This window comes from Streptomyces triculaminicus, assembly GCF_017349075.1.
In the GTDB taxonomy this organism is placed as follows: domain Bacteria; phylum Actinomycetota; class Actinomycetes; order Streptomycetales; family Streptomycetaceae; genus Streptomyces; species Streptomyces triculaminicus.
Genome location: NZ_JAFMOF010000003.1, coordinates 1,056,681 through 1,072,509, shown reverse-complemented (window position 1 = coordinate 1,072,509; position 15,829 = coordinate 1,056,681). Strand labels below are relative to the sequence as shown.

13 protein-coding genes are annotated in these 15,829 nt (G+C 73.1%); 7 read left to right on the top strand and 6 right to left on the bottom strand.

All coding sequences use genetic code 11. From position 1 onward, the window contains the following. Positions 1–54 precede the first annotated feature (54 nt). The 5 genes from J1792_RS23250 (at position 55) to J1792_RS23230 (ending at position 6,606) form a co-directional block, all read left to right on the top strand. Positions 55–714, top strand: a complete 660-nt coding sequence (locus J1792_RS23250; protein ID WP_086571337.1) for a DUF3000 domain-containing protein — start codon at positions 55–57, stop codon at positions 712–714. 284 nt (positions 715–998) lie between these two features. Continuing rightward, positions 999–1,658 carry a response regulator transcription factor gene (locus tag J1792_RS23245; protein ID WP_086571339.1) on the top strand — a complete coding sequence of 220 codons (660 nt, stop codon included), beginning with the start codon at positions 999–1,001 and terminating at the stop codon, positions 1,656–1,658. 78 nt (positions 1,659–1,736) lie between these two features. Beyond that, positions 1,737–3,014 (top strand): HRDC domain-containing protein, encoded by a 1,278-nt coding sequence (locus tag J1792_RS23240; protein ID WP_086571341.1) that lies wholly within the window; start codon positions 1,737–1,739, stop codon positions 3,012–3,014. A gap of 248 nt (positions 3,015–3,262) precedes the next feature. Next, on the top strand, positions 3,263–4,483 hold the full coding sequence (locus J1792_RS23235; RefSeq protein WP_086571343.1) for a thiolase family protein: 1,221 nt from the start codon (positions 3,263–3,265) through the stop codon (positions 4,481–4,483). Then, positions 4,480–6,606, top strand: coding sequence for a 3-hydroxyacyl-CoA dehydrogenase NAD-binding domain-containing protein (locus tag J1792_RS23230; protein WP_207248093.1), 2,127 nt, complete (start codon positions 4,480–4,482; stop codon positions 6,604–6,606). Before J1792_RS23235 ends, J1792_RS23230 begins: the two co-directional genes overlap by 4 nt. An 83-nt stretch (positions 6,607–6,689) precedes the next feature. On the opposite strand, the gene J1792_RS23225 is transcribed toward J1792_RS23230, so the two are convergent. From J1792_RS23225 to J1792_RS23205, 5 genes are all read right to left on the bottom strand, one after another. Then, on the bottom strand, positions 6,690–7,790 hold the full coding sequence (locus tag J1792_RS23225; RefSeq protein ID WP_207248092.1) for a C40 family peptidase: 1,101 nt from the start codon (positions 7,788–7,790) through the stop codon (positions 6,690–6,692). A gap of 29 nt (positions 7,791–7,819) precedes the next feature. Next, positions 7,820–8,302: a poly-gamma-glutamate biosynthesis protein PgsC/CapC gene (locus J1792_RS23220; protein WP_086571348.1), complete on the bottom strand. Its 483-nt coding sequence runs from the start codon at positions 8,300–8,302 to the stop codon at positions 7,820–7,822. Then, positions 8,299–9,567, bottom strand: a complete 1,269-nt coding sequence (gene pgsB / locus J1792_RS23215) for a poly-gamma-glutamate synthase PgsB (protein WP_207248091.1) — start codon at positions 9,565–9,567, stop codon at positions 8,299–8,301. The genes J1792_RS23220 and pgsB overlap by 4 nt, the downstream gene beginning before the upstream one ends. A gap of 4 nt (positions 9,568–9,571) precedes the next feature. Further along, positions 9,572–11,776 (bottom strand): cache domain-containing protein, encoded by a 2,205-nt coding sequence (locus J1792_RS23210; RefSeq protein ID WP_242646351.1) that lies wholly within the window; start codon positions 11,774–11,776, stop codon positions 9,572–9,574. A gap of 168 nt (positions 11,777–11,944) precedes the next feature. Further along, entirely contained in the window at positions 11,945–13,090 is a 1,146-nt protein-coding gene (locus J1792_RS23205; protein WP_086571351.1) for a CapA family protein, read from the bottom strand. An 18-nt stretch (positions 13,091–13,108) separates the two neighbouring features. On the opposite strand from J1792_RS23205, the gene J1792_RS23200 reads away from it, so the two are divergent. Beyond that, positions 13,109–14,131: a hypothetical protein gene (locus tag J1792_RS23200; protein ID WP_086571353.1), complete on the top strand. Its 1,023-nt coding sequence runs from the start codon at positions 13,109–13,111 to the stop codon at positions 14,129–14,131. A 47-nt stretch (positions 14,132–14,178) separates the two neighbouring features. Here J1792_RS23200 and J1792_RS23195 read toward each other — a convergent pair whose 3' ends face one another. Next, positions 14,179–15,282 carry a hypothetical protein gene (locus J1792_RS23195; protein WP_086571355.1) on the bottom strand — a complete coding sequence of 368 codons (1,104 nt, stop codon included), beginning with the start codon at positions 15,280–15,282 and terminating at the stop codon, positions 14,179–14,181. Positions 15,283–15,394: 112 nt separating this feature from the next. Here J1792_RS23195 and J1792_RS23190 point away from each other — a divergent pair, with 112 nt between their 5' ends. Next, complete coding sequence (locus J1792_RS23190) at positions 15,395–15,787, top strand: PIN domain-containing protein (protein ID WP_086571357.1); 393 nt, start codon at positions 15,395–15,397, stop codon at positions 15,785–15,787. The last annotated feature ends 42 nt before the right edge of the window (positions 15,788–15,829 follow it).

The window sequence follows — 15,829 nt, the reverse complement described above, 5'->3', positions numbered from 1 at the left end:
CCGTGTGGGTGTCCCTACCCGGAACCGGGGGTGGTTCCGCCTAGTCTTCCGGGCATGGCTGCGGCGCAGGGACACCTCTCGGACGGTCCGGACGACGCGGATGGGGAGGGCACCCCGTCCGTCTTCCGGCAGGCGGTCGCGGGGCTGCAAGGGGTGCGCCTGCGGCCCGAGATCGAGCTGGACGCCACCCCGCCGCCCCAGCGGCTGGCCCCGTACTCCTACGCCCTGGAGGCGGCGGTCGTCGTGGACGACGAGGAGCTGGCGGACGGGCGGCTGATCCTGCTGCACGACCCGGCGGGTCATGACGCGTGGGGCGGTACGTTCCGGCTGGTGACGCTGGTGCACGCGGAGCTGGAGCCGGAGATGGCGGCGGACCCGCTGCTGCCGGAGGTGTGCTGGTCGTGGCTCACGGGCGCGCTGGAGGCGCGCCGGGTGCCGTACGCGGCGATCAGCGGCACGGTGACGCGGGCGGCCTCGCACTACTTCGGCGGGCTGCGCGAGCGGGAGCCCTCGACGCGGATCGAGATCCGGGCGTCGTGGTCGCCGACGGTCCCGCCCGCGGCGCCGGGCGCGGCGGGCGGCGTGCCGGACACGGCGGCCCATCTGTCGGCATGGTGCGATCTGCTGTGCCAGATCGCGGGGCTGCCGCCGGGCGGCGCGCCCGAGGCGGGCATCGTGACGCTGCCGCAGCGCCGGGGGCCGCACAGCCGCTGAGCTGTACCTCTCCCCTGGTCGTACGTCTGGTCGTACGCCGCTGCGCCCTGCCGTGTCCCGCCGTGGCCGTCGCCCTCGCGGGGCCGCGTCCCGTTGTCGCGAAGCGAAGCAAGTTGATCGGTCAACCGTCTGAATTGCCCGAATTGTTACCACCAATTCGTGATCATTCCCTAAAGCCGGACCGTTTCGCTGCCGAAGGACCTTGTGACCCTTCCCATACGGATCGCCCCGGCTTATCCCCAAGTCGGCACCCGTCCCCGCCACTCCCCCCAACTGGAGGCCCGGTGTCCGTACTCCTCGAGCAACCCGCTAGCCTCGCCTACCGCCCGAACAAACCGACCGCCATGGTCGTCGTCGCCGACCCCCGGGTCCGTTCCACCGTCACCCGCCACCTGTGGGCGCTGGGGGTGCGGGACGTGATCGAGGCGTCGTCCATCGCCGAGGCCCGGCCGCGCATCGGCAACCCGCGCGACATCTGCGTGGCCGACGTCCACCTCCCGGACGGCTCCGGCCTGACCCTGCTCTCCGAGACCCGCGCCGCGGGCTGGCCCAACGGCCTGGCCCTGTCCGCCGCCGACGACATCGGCGCGGTGCGCAACGCCCTCGCGGGCGGCGTCAAGGGCTATGTCGTCACCGGCACCCGCACGAACCTCGGCGTCCCCGGGCGTCCCGGCGCCGCCCCCATCGGCTCCGCCGCCGCCCGGATGCAGCGGCGCCCGCCCGGCGCCCCCGGCCACCCCGGCGGCTACCGCGAGCTGTCCGGGCGCGAGGTCGAGGTCCTGCGGCTGGTTGCGGAGGGCCAGTCCAACAAGGCCATCGGCGTCTCCATGGGCCTGTCGGCGCTCACCGTCAAGAGCCACCTCGCACGCATCGCACGCAAGCTCGGCACGGGCGACCGGGCCGGGATGGTGGCCGTGGCGCTGCGCACCGGCATCATCCACTGACCGCTCTCCCGGCGCGCCGCGCCCGTCGCCGGAACGTTCCGGCGACGGGCGCTTGCCATCCACGGATACCCTTGAGCGGTGACCGACGCCCAAGAGACCGCAGAAGACACTGCACTGCGAACCACCGGGGGCGGCCCCCCGGACGACGTCGATTCGGCGCCGATCCCCCTGCTGGAGCCGCACGAGGGAATCCCCCCGGTCGTCGCCGACGCCGACGCCCTGGCCGCCGTGGTCGCGGCCTTCGCCGCGGGCACCGGCCCCGTCGCCGTCGACGCCGAGCGTGCCTCCGGCTACCGCTACGGCCAGCGCGCCTACCTCGTCCAGCTGCGCCGCGAGGGCGCCGGGACCGCGCTGATCGACCCGGTCGGCTGCCCCGACCTGTCCGCCCTCGGCAAGGCCGTCACCGACGCCGAGTGGGTGCTGCACGCCGCCACCCAGGACCTGCCCTGTCTGCGCGAGATAGGGATGACGCCGACGCGGCTCTTCGACACGGAGCTGGCGGGACGGCTCGCGGGCTTCGCCCGCGTGGGGCTCGGCGCCATGGTCGAGAACGTCCTGGGCTACGCCCTGGAGAAGGGCCACTCCGCCGTCGACTGGTCCACCCGCCCGCTGCCGGAGCCGTGGCTGCGCTACGCCGCCCTGGACGTGGAGCTGCTGGTCGACCTGCGCGACGCGCTGGAGGAGGAGCTGGACCGGCAGGGCAAGCTCGACTGGGCCCGCCAGGAGTTCGACGCCATCGCCTCCGCGCCGCCGCCCCCGCCCCGCAAGGACCCCTGGCGCCGCACGTCCGGGATGCACAAGGTGCGCCGGCGCCGCCAGATGGCCGTGGTGCGCGAGATGTGGACCGCGCGCGACCTCATCGCCCAGCGGCGCGACGTCTCGCCCGGCAAGGTGCTCGGCGATGGCGCGATCGTCGAGGCCGCCCTGAACATGCCGCCGAACGCCCAGGCGCTCGCGGCCCTGCCCGGCTTCGGGAACAGGATGAGCCGCAAGCAGCTCGAGCAGTGGCAGTCGGCGGTCGAGCGCGCCAAGGCGCTCCCGGAGTCGGAGCTGCCGCAGCCCGGCCAGCCCCTGGCCGGCCCGCCCCCGCCGCGGGCCTGGGCGGACAAGGACCCGGTCGCGGCCGCCCGGCTGTCGGCCGCGCGCGCGGCGGTCTCGGAGCTCGCCGAGCGGCTCACCATGCCCCAGGAGAACCTGATCACCCCGGACACGGTCCGCCGTCTGTGCTGGGAGCCGCCGAGGGTGGCCACGTCGGACACCGTCGCGGAGATCCTCTCCTCGCACGGGGCCCGCGCCTGGCAGGTGGAGCAGGTGACTCCGATTCTGGTGAAGGCCCTCGGCGAGACCGCGGTCTGACCGGCCCGGCCTCCCCGTCGAAAGCCCCGGCTCGGCGAGCCGGGGCTTTCGCGTACCCGGCCGCGTACCCGGCCGCGCACCCGGCCGCGCACCGGCGGACGACTGCGGAGTGTGACCTTCACCGCTGTCGCCCAGGGGTCTGTGCAGCGTGGTTACTCGTAAGTAGCATGACGGTGTCAGCCCGCACCGCGGCGGAGCCGTATCTGGCATGCCCGCGCGCAGCGATCCGCACCTGGAGGAGAGCCAACGTGCCTCGTACCGCTAGGGACGTCGTTTTCGTCGACGGCGTCCGCACCCCGTTCGGCAAGGCGGGCCCGAAGGGCATCTACCACGAGACCCGCGCCGACGACCTGGTCGTCAAGGTCATCCGGGAGCTGCTGCGCCGCAACCCGGACCTCGACCCGGCCCGGATCGACGAGGTCGCCATCGCCGCGACGACGCAGATCGGCGACCAGGGCCTGACCCTGGGCCGCACGGCCGGCATCCTCGCGGGCCTCCCGCAGTCCGTGCCCGGCTACTCCATCGACCGCATGTGCGCCGGCGCCATGACCGCCGTGACCGCCGTCGCCGGCGGCGTCGCCCTCGGTGCCTACGACATCGCCCTCGCCGGCGGCGTCGAGCACATGGGCCGTCACCCCATGGGCGAGGGCGTCGACCCCAACCCGCGCTTCGTCTCGGAGAAGCTGGTCGACGAGTCCGCCCTGTTCATGGGCATGACCGCGGAGAACCTCCACGACCGCCTGCCGCACATCACCAAGCAGCGGGCCGACGAGTACGCGGTCCGCAGCCAGGAGAAGGCCGCCAAGGCCTACGCCGACGGCAAGATCCAGGCCGACCTGGTGCCGATCTCCATCCGCCGTACGTCCCCCGAGGGCGGCGAGACGGGCTGGGGCCTGGCCACCGCCGACGAGCCGATGCGCCCGGGCACCACGCTGGCCAACCTGGCCGGTCTGAAGACCCCCTTCCGTCCGCACGGCCGGGTCACCGCGGGCAACGCCGCCGGTCTCAACGACGGTGCCACCGCCTCCCTGATCGCGGCCGAGGACGTCGCCCGCGAGCTGGGCCTGCCGGTCAAGATGCGCCTGGTCTCCTACGCCTTCGCCGGCGTCGAGCCCGAGGTCATGGGCATCGGCCCGGTCCCGGCCACCGAGAAGGCGCTCGCCAAGGCGGGCCTGTCGATCGACGACATCGGCCTGTTCGAGATCAACGAGGCCTTCGCCGTCCAGGTGCTCTCGCTGCTGGACCACTACGGCATCGCCGACGACGACCCGCGCGTCAACCAGTACGGCGGCGCGATCGCCTTCGGCCACCCGCTGGCATCCTCCGGCGTCCGTCTGATGACGCAGCTGGCCCGCCAGTTCGAGGAGCAGCCGCACGTCCGCTACGGCATCACCTCGATGTGCGTCGGCTTCGGCATGGGCGGAACGGTCATCTGGGAGAACCCGCACTTCGACGGAGGCAACAAGTGAGCACCACCGCTGAACTCCTGAAGGGCGCGGCCGAGCTGTTCCCCGACGAGGTCGTCACCCAGGCGCACGTCCGCCACCTCGACCTCCCCGGCGCCGGGCGCTTCGCGCTCATCACGCTGGACAACGGCTTCGACCACACCAAGCCGACCACCTTCGGCCCGAAGTCCCTCGCGAACCTCAACATCGCGATCGACCAGGTCGAGGCCGAGGCCGAGGCCGGCGAGATCGTGGGCGCCGGCATCACCGGCAAGCCGTTCATCTTCGCCGTCGGCGCCGACCTCAAGGGCGTCGAGCTGCTGAAGAAGCACGAGGACGCGCTGGCCATCGGCAAGGGCGGCCACGACGTCTTCAAGCGCCTGTCCTCCCTGGCCGTCCCGACCTTCGCGTACTACAACGGTGCGGCGATGGGCGGCGGCGTCGAGGTCGGCCTGCACTGCACCTACCGCACGGTCTCCAAGGCGATCCCCGCCTTCTCGCTGCCCGAGGTCTTCCTCGGTCTGGTCCCGGGCTGGGGCGGCTGCGCCCTGCTGCCGAACCTCATCGGCGCGGACCGCGCGGTCTCGGTGATCATCGAGAACTCGCTCAACCAGAACAAGCAGCTGCGCGGCAAGCAGGTCTTCGACCTGGGCATCGCCGACGCGATCTTCGAGGGCGCCGACTTCCTCGAGCAGTCGCTGCTGTGGACGGCCTCCGTCCTCAAGGGCGAGCTCGAGGTCGCCCGCCCCGAGGTCGACCGCGGCGAGGCCTGGGACCAGGCCGTCGAGCGCGGCCGCGCCATCGCCGACTCCAAGGTGCACGGCGCCGCCCCGGCCGCCTACCGCGCGCTGGACATCATCGCCGCCGCCAAGAACGGCGACCTGCGCCAGGGCTTCGACGCCGAGGACCAGGCCCTCGCGGACCTGATCATGGGCGGCGAGCTGCGCAGCGGCATCTACGCCTTCAACCTGGTGCAGAAGCGCGGCAAGCGCCCCGCCGGTGCCCCGGACAAGTCCCTCGCGCGCCCGGTCAACAAGGTCGGCGTCGTCGGCGCCGGTCTGATGGCCTCCCAGCTGGCGCTGCTGTTCGCCCGCCGCCTCGAGGTGCCGGTCGTGCTGACCGACATCGACCAGGAGCGCGTCGACAAGGGCGTGGGCTACGTCCACGGCGAGATCGACAAGCTGCTGCTCAAGGGCCGCATCAACCAGGACAAGGCCAACCGCCTCAAGGCCGCGGTGACCGGCTCGCTGGACAAGGCCGCCGCCTTCGGCGACGCGGACTTCGTCATCGAGGCCGTCTTCGAGGAGATGGGCGTCAAGCAGCAGGTGTTCGCCGAGGTCGAGGCGGTCGTGCCGGAGCACGCCATCCTCGCCACCAACACCTCCTCGCTGTCGGTGACCGAGATGGCGTCGAAGCTGAAGCACCCCGAGCGGGTCGTCGGCTTCCACTTCTTCAACCCGGTCGCGATCCTCCCGCTGCTGGAGATCGTGCGCGGCGAGCGGACCGACGACGCCTCGCTGGCCACCGCCTTCGGCGTGGCCAAGAAGCTGAAGAAGACCGCGGTGCTGGTCAAGGACGCCCCGGCGTTCGTCGTCAACCGCATCCTGACCCGCTTCATGGGCGAGATCCAGAACGTCATCGACGAGGGCACCCCGGTCGTCACCGCCGAGAAGGCCGTCGAGCCGCTCGGTCTGCCGATGTCCCCGCTGGTGCTCCTGGAGCTGGTCGGCCCGGCGATCGGCCTGCACGTCTCCGAGACGCTGCACGGCGCCTTCCCCGAGCGCTTCACGGTCTCCCCCAACCTGGCCGCCGTGGTCAAGGCGGGCAAGCGCGGCTTCTACGTCTACGACTCCGGCAAGCCGGAGCTGGACCCCGAGGTGGCCGCCCTCCTGGTGCAGGGCGACAGCGTCCTGACCGAGGAGCAGGTCCGCGCCCGCGTCCTGGACGCGGTGGCGCAGGAGATCGGCCTGATGCTCGACGAGGGCGTCGTCGCCGAGGCGCAGGACATCGACCTGTGCCTGATCACCGGCGCGGGCTGGCCCTTCCACCTGGGCGGCATCACGCCGTACCTGGACCGTGAGGGTGTCTCCGAGCGCGTCATCGGCCGCCGCTTCCTGGCCGAGGGCGTGGCGAGCGTCCCGGCGTAAGGCACGCACCGAACGAACGAGGGGGTCCGGGGCATTCGCCCCGGACCCCCTCGCGTCGTGTCAGGACGGCGGGGGTGCGGCTCTCAGAGCCGCTTGGCGCTGCGCAGGCCCGTCGCGTAGAAGCCGTTGCCGTCGAGGCGGGCGGTGCCGCCCTTGTCGCCGAAGGTGGGGCCGTTGGCCTCCTCGCGGCTGGAGATGAAGCGGGGCTTGCCGTCCGTGTCGAGGCCCATGTAGATGCCGACGTGGTCGAGCCGGTCGCCGGTGCGCTTGTCGATCTCGAAGAAGACCAGGTCGCCGGGCTGCAGCTTGTCGATGGCCTCGGGGCGCTTGCCGGTCAGCTCCAGCACCGGCACGCCGGGGGCGAGGCGGGCCATGCCGTTGGCGGTGCGGGGCAGGCCGTCGCCCTTGACGTCCTTGCCCATCAGCGGGTAGCGGGCGCGGTAGCCGAAGACGGTGCGCACGAAGCCGGAGCAGTCCATGGCGCGGAAGCGCGGCGTCTCGGGCTTCTCCACCGTGCCGTCGCGGAAGGTGTAGGGGATGCCGAGGTAGTCGTAGAAGTCGGACTGCTCCAGGCGCATGTCGCCGGCCTCGGAGCCCTTGGGGTTCAGCGGGCCGAACTGGGCGTCGCCGGCGTAGGGGACGCCCCGGGCGTCCTTCTTCTGCGGGGCGCCCTCGAGGTAGTCCATGGCGAACGCGAAGATGTCGGGGTCCTTGCCGCCCAGGTTCTTGCCGAACCAGTCCTTGAACCAGGCCGCCTTCTCCGAGCCTTCCTTCCACTGCTCCGGCAGGAGCCGTACCCAGCTGTCGGTGGTGACCTTGGCCGAGGTGGTGCTGGGCTCGGTGAAGGTACGGCTGGGGCCGGTGAGCACGGCGGTACGGGCGTTGTCGGTGAAGGTGGCCAGGACCGCTCCGTCGCCGGAGCGGACGACGGTGCGCGCCGGGTTGGCCAGCCGCTCGAAGCGCCGCTCGCCGGAGGGGAGCGCCTTGCCCGCGGCGGTGCCGGAGCCGCCCACGGACTGCACCGGCGGGGCCGTCTCCTGCTGCTTGTCGCGCAGCTCCACCGTCAGGTAGGCGCTGGTGCCCAGCAGGCCGAGGACGACCAGCGTCTGTATCGCGCGGCGGCGGCCCGGGCCCTTGGCCTTCTTCCGGGAGTTCGGCTTCCGTTCCGCTGTCTTCCGGGACATGGATGTGCGCTCCGTGAGGTCGGGGACGGTCAGGCGGTGGGCATGAAGCCGAGCAGGATGCCGGCGGTCAGCACGACGTAGTTGGCGAGCGACACCGTGCCGGTGGCCAGCAGCGTCGCGCCCCGGGGCTGGCGCACCAGCTGGTAGGCGATCAGGCCGGGGACGATGAAGCCGAGCGTCTGGTTGGCGTACATCAGCGGGAACTGCTGCTGGAGGACGACGTACAGGGTCGCCTGCAGCACCACGCCGGTCAGCACCACCGCGGCGAAGAGCCGCTTGCCGTAGAGGATCACGTAGCGCTGCAGCAGCAGGGTGCCCAGGTAGGTCAGCACGGTGATGCCCACGACCATCGCCGCGCGCTGGAGGTCCTCGACCAGGGTGAGGGCCAGCCAGCCGGGGGTGATCATGCCCCCCGGGGAGAGGTTCGTCGTCAGGTAGCAGACCAGGGAGAACAGCAGGCCCAGGGCGATCCCGATGGCGGCGATCTCCGGAGTGAGGACGGCGGGGATCAACGGAAATCTCCTGTGGGCTCTATATACGTCGGGACATACACCGGGGGCTCCTCCGGCTGCTGCGGCTGCTGTGTCGGCGCCGACTCGTCCGCCGGCAGTTCGGCCAGCCGCTCGAGCAGCAGCTCGCCCTGGCCGTGGATGTTGCCGATGGCCACCAGCGAGGCGCCGGGGCCGAGCTGGCCCAGGATCTCCCGCTCCAGCTCGGCGGCGTCGCGGCGGTCGCCGCCGAGGTCGACCACGCGGTCGCGCCACTCGGCGGGGATCGCGTCGTGGGCGCTCTTGGTGGGGTGGCCGATGAGGAAGACCGAGTCCGGGGCGAGCCGGGGGATGATCTCGCCCATCTGGCCGTTGCGCTCGACGCGGTCGGGACGGCAGTTGATCAGTACGTGCAGCGGCCGCTCGACGGCGCCGAGGCTCAGCAGCTGCTCGACGTTCATCAGGGTCGACTCGGGATCGTTGGCCGCGAAGATGTTGGCGAAGCGGAACGGCATGCCCTCGGGGGTGAGGTAGCGCTCGACGGAGAGCACGCCCGGGTCCGGCGGCGCGTCGTACATCCCCTGCAGGGCGGTGGCGCGGTCGACGCCGAGCAGCTCGGCGACGGCGAGCGCGATGGCGACGTTCTCCTTGAACGTGAACCAGCTGAAGCCGCGCAGCTCCGCGTCGGTGACCGTCTCCGGGTCCACGGCGATCAGCCGGCAGTCGCGCTTGGCCGCCTCCTCGCGCAGGATGTGCAGCCGGTCGCGCTCGGCGGTCACGCAGATGCCGCCATGCGGCATGGAGCGGCTCAGGGAGCGCGCCACGTCGTCCAGCGTCGGGCCCATCTCGGCCAGGTGGTCCTCGCGGACGTTGCACAGCACGCCGATGGTGGAGCGGATCAGCTTGGTCTGGTTGACCTCCTGCAGGGCCGGCATCACGGCCATGCACTCGATCACCAGGGCGTCCGGCCGGTAGGCGGCGGCCCGTCGCACGATGCCGATCTGCTCGACGACGTTGGCGATGCCGAACTTGCGGTAGACCGGCTCCTCGGTGGCGTCCGGGTGGATGAAGCGGGCCGCGGTGCCGGTGGTCTTGGCGACCGTGACCAGGTCGCCGCCGCGCAGGGCGCCCGCGCACAGCCGGGTGATGGAGCTCTTGCCGCGGATGCCGTTGATCAGCACCCGGGTGGGGATCATCTCGAGGTTGGTGAAGTGCCGGCGCTGTTCGATCACGCCGGCGACCAGCACGATGGCGCAGCAGATCACGAGGACCGTGTAGAGGAAGAGCACGGGGTCAGTTCCTTCCGGCCGTCGGCCGCTCGGCGGAGGTCCGCAGCCGCTGCCGGATCAGTTCCAGATTGCGTACGACCGCGCCGACCTCGTCGTGGTGCTGCGGGAAGAGCACGGTCTTGCGGTCCCCGCCGGCCAGCGCCTCGGCCCGGTCGGCCAGGGCGTGCAGGGGGCGGATGACGATGATGTACAGCCAGCCCAGGCAGGCCACGGCGGCGGTCAGGCCGAGCAGGCCGGCGAGCATGGTGCGCCGCTGGGCGCTGTACTCGGGCAGTTCCAGCCAGGACGTCGGCTGGGAGCTGACGACCTGCCACTGGAGGTCCTTGACCGCGCCGCCGCCGGTGAAGGGCGCGGCGGCCGCGATGTCGGAGGAGCCGTCGCCGCGGTGGAGGATGGCGGTGCCGGAGGTCTTGGTGGTGTGGTTCCGCGCGGTGACCGCGAGGTCGTCGAGGTGGCCGCCGGGGAGCTTGGAGAAGGCCCGGAAGCCGTGGCCGCGGTCGGCGGCGATGATGCGGTGGCCCTTGTCGATCAGCCAGACCTGGCCCAGGCCCGGCCGGGTGACCAGGGATATCAGGAACTGCGGGTCGTACTCGCCGACCACCGTGCGGTCCTTGGCGCCGGGCACGGCGGCGTAGGCGGCGACGGCCGGCTCCTTGCCGGAGGTGTTCAGCTGGGCGACGGAGTCCGGGCGGGGCGGCTTGCCCGCCGGGTGGCGGGGCGAGTCGCCGGCCCGGGAGAGGATCTTGCCCTGGCCGTCGATGACGTAGACCGCGCGGTAGCGGCCGTGCTCGCGCAGGGTCTTGTCCAGGACGGCCTTCTCGGCGTCCTCCTTGGCCTCGCCGCCGGCGAGGGTCTGTGCCACGGAGGCCACGTCGGCCCAGCCCTCGTTGAGGGCCTTGCGGACGCGGTCGGAGGCGGTGTCGGTGCGCCGGCGCTGGTCGTCGACGAGCTGCTGGGGCACGGCCACGGTGCTGCCCGCGCGGTTGACGAGCAGCAGCAGCGGTCCGGCCCAGGCCAGCAGGACCACCGCGCACACCAGGACGGTGGCCGTCGCGCCGATGCCGCCGCGGGCCCGGCCGGTGCGGGTGGGGCGGCCGCCGAGCAGCTGGCGGCGCAGGCTCTCCAGGGCGGCGGCGGTACGGGCCGCCTCGCGGCCCTTGAAGCGGGCCACCGGGCGGTCCAGCTCGCCGCGCGCCAGCCGGCGGCTCTCCAGGTACAGCTGGAGCAGCGGCCGCTGGACCGTGCGCAGCAGCACCCAGCCGACCAGCAGGGCGAGGACGAGCAGGACGCCGGCGGCGACGAGGCCGAAGGCCTGGGTGCGGACGACGGCCGGGTCCTCGGTGACGTCGACCGAGGTGATCACCGACAGGCCGAGGGTGCCGGCCGCGCTGCTCTCGCCGGGCAGCCGGCCGGCGGCCGCGTAGCCCACGGCCGTACGGACGTCGCCGCGCTTGTCGCCCATCAGGTGGCCGCTGGCCCCGGGGTGGCCGCCGGCCTCGGGCGTCTTGGCGGAGTCGGCCGCGGCGGTCTTGCGCGCGGTCTTCGCCCAGGCCTTGCGGGCCACGGACGGGCCGTCGCTGGCCAGGACGGTGCCGGCGGAGTCGACGACCAGCAGGGAGCGGTCCTCGCCGGAGGAGATGCCGGGGACGTTCAGGGTGCCGGAGGCGACGAGGAACCGGGGCGCCGCGGCGCCGGGCAGGGCGGCCACGACGAGCATGCGCGTGTCACCGGAGGGCAGCTTCACCAGGCGCGGGCCGAGCGGGTCGTCGTCCTTGCCGTCCTTGCCGGTCCTGCCCTTGAGGACGGTGGCGAGCGGGATGTTCTCGCCGCGCGCGGCGAGCAGGGTGCCGCCGGCCGGGTCGATGACGGCGGTGCCGCGCCACTTGTTGTAGACCTTGCCGAGCTTGTCCAGGACCGCGTCGGGGTCGGAGCCCGCGTAGACGGCGGCGGCGCGCTGGAGGTCGGTGATGCTCTCGTCGAGCGAGGCGCGCAGGGAGAGGGCGCCGTCCTCGGCGACGTGCTGCTGCGAGGTGAGGACGGCCGTGTCGATCGCCGACCGGTCACGGTCGCCGAGGACCAGCGCCGTGGTGCCCGCCACGGCCAGCAGCAGTGCCAGCAGCGCGGCTATCGGCGGCCGGGCGCCGCCCAGCAGGGGCATGTCGGCGCGGCGGCGGACCTTGCGACGGCGGGCGCCGCGCGAAGCGGACAACGGTCTTCCTCTCGGTCACGGCACGCGGGCATGCCGGGACCACGAGGTTCCTGAACTGTCGGCCGCACTGCGTCGTTCTAGCGTGAATCGTTCGGATTGTAGACAATTACTAAAGTCTTGACAAAAGGATTTGTGTGCCCACGGTCAAATTCATCCCTTTAGTCGTGACTATTCTGTGATGGTGAGCGGCCGCAATCCGTCGGCATCCGCCCCACGATTGAGGACGAATCCGCGCGTGCGCTCGTACGCCGTCCGATATCGCGCCTGCCGCTCCTTCGTGAGGTCCTCGCGACGCAGCGCCGCCCCCACGTCCACCAGGCGGATCTCCGGTTCCAGCTCCACCAGCGTCGGCACGAACCGGGCGTCCGAAACCGACCACTTGCCGTTTCTCTTGCTGAACTCGAACCAGCCCGTCACGCCCTCCTCGGTGATCCCGAGGGGTTCGGCGTGCCGCGCCACCTGATTGCCCAGCCCATAGGCGACCCAGGTGTCCTCGACCTTTTCGAAGGGCTGCACCACATGGGCGTGATGACCGATGACAAGATCGATGCCGGTCTCCTTCGCGATGCGCCGGGCCAGCCGCAGCTGTGTCTTGCTGGGCTCGTTGTGGCCCTCGCTGCCCCAGTGCACGCTGGCGAATACCACCTCGGCGCCCGCCGCCCGCGCCGCCTTCTCGTCCGCCGCCATCCGCTTGACGTCGGTCTCGTTGACCAGCCACGGCTTGTCCTTGGGCACGGTCGTGTCGTTGAAGCCGTACGCGTACGACAGCTGCGCCACCTTCACCCCCTTCACGTCGAGGATGTTCGGGGTGGCCGCCTCCTTCGCGTCGCGCGCCGAGCCCGTGTGCTTGATCCCCGCCCTGTCGAGCGTGTCCAGCGTGCGCTTCACGCCCTCGGGACCGTGGTCGAGGGTGTGGTTGGAGGCCGTCGAGCAGGTGTCGTAGCCGATGTCCTTGAGCGTGCCGGCGATCTGCGGCGGCACGCTGAACTTCCGGTAGCCGAGGAAGGGGCCCCTGGGGTCGGCCATGACCGTCTCCAGGTGGCAGACCGCGAGGTCGGCCTTGCCGACCACCGGCTTGATCCCGGCCATCACGGCGCCGAAGTCCGGGCCCGGGCGGCCCGCCTCCTTGGCGTCCTTGTTCGCCTGGTCGGTGATCTCCGGGTGGATCAGGACGTCACCGCCCGCCGCGAGCGTGAACGACGCCTCGACGGCGTCGTCGCCCCCGCCGAGGCAGACGTAGCCCGCCGTCCCTGTCGCGACGAGGGCCACAGCGGCTATGGCGGGGACGAGGCGGCGGCGGGGGAAGAGCTTCACCGGGGTAGTTTTACCGCCATGAGGCTCAAGCCGGTAATCGCCGCCCGCGTCGTCCCCGCCCTGCTCGGCGCGGCGACGCTGGCCGCGCTGGCCGGGGCGAGCGGCTGCGCCAGACCCGGCGGCCCCGTCCGGTCGGCCACGGACGGCTCCTCCCGGCACACCGTCTCACCGGCTCCGGCGGGCTCCGTCGACCTCGCGGCCTGGATCACGTCCTTCACCGACCGCATCACACAGGGCGGCCAGTACCGGATCCCCGCCCCCGGCGACCGCCGGGCCATCGCCGACGGCGTGCGCTTCCTCCTCGACGGCGACCACGCCGCCGCCGAGCGTTCCCTGGCCAGGGCCGGCTACACCGTACGCACCCTCGTCGACCGCGACGGCGGCCGCGAGTTCGCCGAGATCGCCGACGCCACCAAGGACGGCGAGACCACGCGCGGCTGGGGCCGGGTCTACGTGGACCTGCACGGGCCCGCCCACTGGTCGGTCCAGGTGCCGCACCCCAGCGCCGACCAGCGCACCGAACAGCTCGGCATCGGGCTGCTGCGCAGCTCGCCGGGCGGGGTGCTGATCCTGGCGGGAGCCCATCGCGCCGCCGGCCCCGGCACCGAGAGCGGCGACGGCGAGGAGGGGTCCGGCCCCGCCGACGTCGCGCACCGCTCCGACTCGGTCTTCGCCGCCGTCTCCGACGCGCTCGCCGACCGCCGCCTGCCGGCCGTGCAGGTCCACGGCTTCGCCGACAGCAGCCTCCCGGACCACGACGTGGTCGTCTCGCCCGGCAAGGGCGACGCGGGCCTGCCCGCCGCCCGCCGCCTCGCCTCCGGGCTCCGCAAGCAGCAGCTGCGGGTCTGCGAGGTCTGGCAGCGCTACTGCGGCCGCCTGGAGGGCCGCACCAACGTCGAGGGCGACCACGCGGACGCGGTCGGGGTGCCGTTCCTGCACGTCGAGCACAGCCGGCGGGTGCGGATGAGCGACGACCTGGTGGCGAAGGCCGTACGGGCCCTGACCGAGGTGACCAAGCGCTGGAGCGCGGGGCGCACCTAGACCGCCGGTCTCTCCGGTGCTTGCGGAGAGACCGCTCAGTGGGGTCCTTACACCCGCGTCCAGGGCCCCAGCGCCAGCCCCGGCTCGTCCACGCGCTGCCGCGCGACGCGCAGCACGCCGTCCGCGCCGAGGGCGGCCACGACCACCCGGTCCTTGGCGTCCAGGGCCAGCGCGGGCGCGCCCACGCACTCCTCGCCGGTCTCGGACCAGGTGGCCTCGGCGGCCTCGTCCTCCTGGCCGGCGTACGCGGCCACGGCGGGCAGGCCGGAGCCGGCGCGCTGGGCCAGGATCGTGCACTCCCGCCCGTCGAGGGTGGTGCGCAGCACGGCCACGGGGCCGCTCGCGTCGCCGCCGAGGGAGGGGACGGCCACGGGCGCGGGGGCCTCGGCGCCCTCCTGGCTGCCGGGGCCGGTGGGCGCGGCGGGGCGCTGGACGTGCAGGACGCGGTCGGCGGAGTCGCGCCAGAGGTGGGCGATGGCGCCGTCGGCGGCGGGGGCCGAGGACGCCGAGCCGGCCAGCGGCTTGGCGGGGGTGTTCAGGACGCGGCGCAGCGGGCCGCCGGGCTCCTCCTGGCGCCAGCGCAGGACGAACTCGCTCGCGGGGGCGAGGAGTTCGACGCGTCCGTCGGCGGTGACGGCGGCGGACATGGTGTCGAGGACGTGACTGCCCTTCATGTCCGTCCAGGGGCCCCAGATGCCGCGCGCGTCCTGGCGCCGGCCGCAGACGCCGCCGCCGGCGTTGCGGACGAAGACGTGCAGGCCGACGCGGTCGACGACCGCGGTGGGGGCGCCGATCTGGTCGGCGCGCTGCCAGTCCTGGCCGTAGGGGGTGCCGATCGAGCGCCAGGTGGTCAGCGCGCGGCCGGGCTGGAACTGGGTCGTGTAGACCACGTCGGTCTCGGCACGGCCGTCGTCATGGGCGCGGCGGCGCAGGCCGGCCAGGCTGACGTAGCCCTCGGGGCTCTGCGCTATGGACAGGTGGGGCTCCAGGCCCGGCACCTCGAAGCGCTCGGGGCCGGTCCATTCGGGACCGCCGGGGCGCGTCTCGGTCCAGCGGACGAGGCCTCCGGACGCCGGCGCGTAGGCCGTCAGCCGTCCGTCCTTGCCCCGCAGCAACCAGCCGGTGGTGGGGGTGGACGTCCGCACTGCCATGACTCGCTGCCAGCCTCTCTTGGAGCTTTTTGTCGACCCTCGACAATAACATTGCGTTTCCCCGCGGCTGCCGGGCCGTCGGGAGCGCGCCGGGCCGTGCCAGGCTGTCGCCATGACCCTCCCCCTTCTTGTCGTGGACGCCGCCAACGTCGTGGGATCCGTGCCCGACGGCTGGTGGCGCGACCGGGCGGGCGCGGCGCGGCGGCTGCGCGACGCGCTGGCGGCGTACGCGGAGTCCGGGCTGCCGCCGGGGACGGTCGATCCGCCGCTGCCGGGGCCGTTGGAGGTCGTGCTGGTGGTGGAGGGCGCGGCACTCGGGGTGGAGCCGGTGCCGGGGGTGGACGTGGCGGCGGCCGGCGGCAGCGGCGACGACCGTGTGGTGGAGGTGGTGGCCGGCCGCGCGGCGGGCCGGCGCTGTGTGGTGGTGACCGCGGACCGGGAGCTGCGGCGGCGGGTCGGGGCGCTGGGCGCCGAGGTGACCGGGCCGCGCACGGTACGGCCGTAGGGCCGCGGGGCCGTCCGCGTCCCGGGCGGGGCGCGAACGGCG

What these genes read in the sequence shown, in the direction of transcription:
- J1792_RS23250 (WP_086571337.1), top strand. Translation starts at nt 55, where the DNA reads ATGGCTGCGGCGCAGGGACACCTCTCGGACGGTCCGGACGACGCGGAT.
- J1792_RS23225 (WP_207248092.1), bottom strand. Translation starts at nt 7,790, where the DNA reads ATGTCCCGGAAGACAGCGGAACGGAAGCCGAACTCCCGGAAGAAGGCC.
- J1792_RS23200 (WP_086571353.1), top strand. Translation starts at nt 13,109, where the DNA reads ATGAGGCTCAAGCCGGTAATCGCCGCCCGCGTCGTCCCCGCCCTGCTC.
- J1792_RS23195 (WP_086571355.1), bottom strand. Translation starts at nt 15,282, where the DNA reads ATGGCAGTGCGGACGTCCACCCCCACCACCGGCTGGTTGCTGCGGGGC.
- J1792_RS23190 (WP_086571357.1), top strand. Translation starts at nt 15,395, where the DNA reads ATGACCCTCCCCCTTCTTGTCGTGGACGCCGCCAACGTCGTGGGATCC.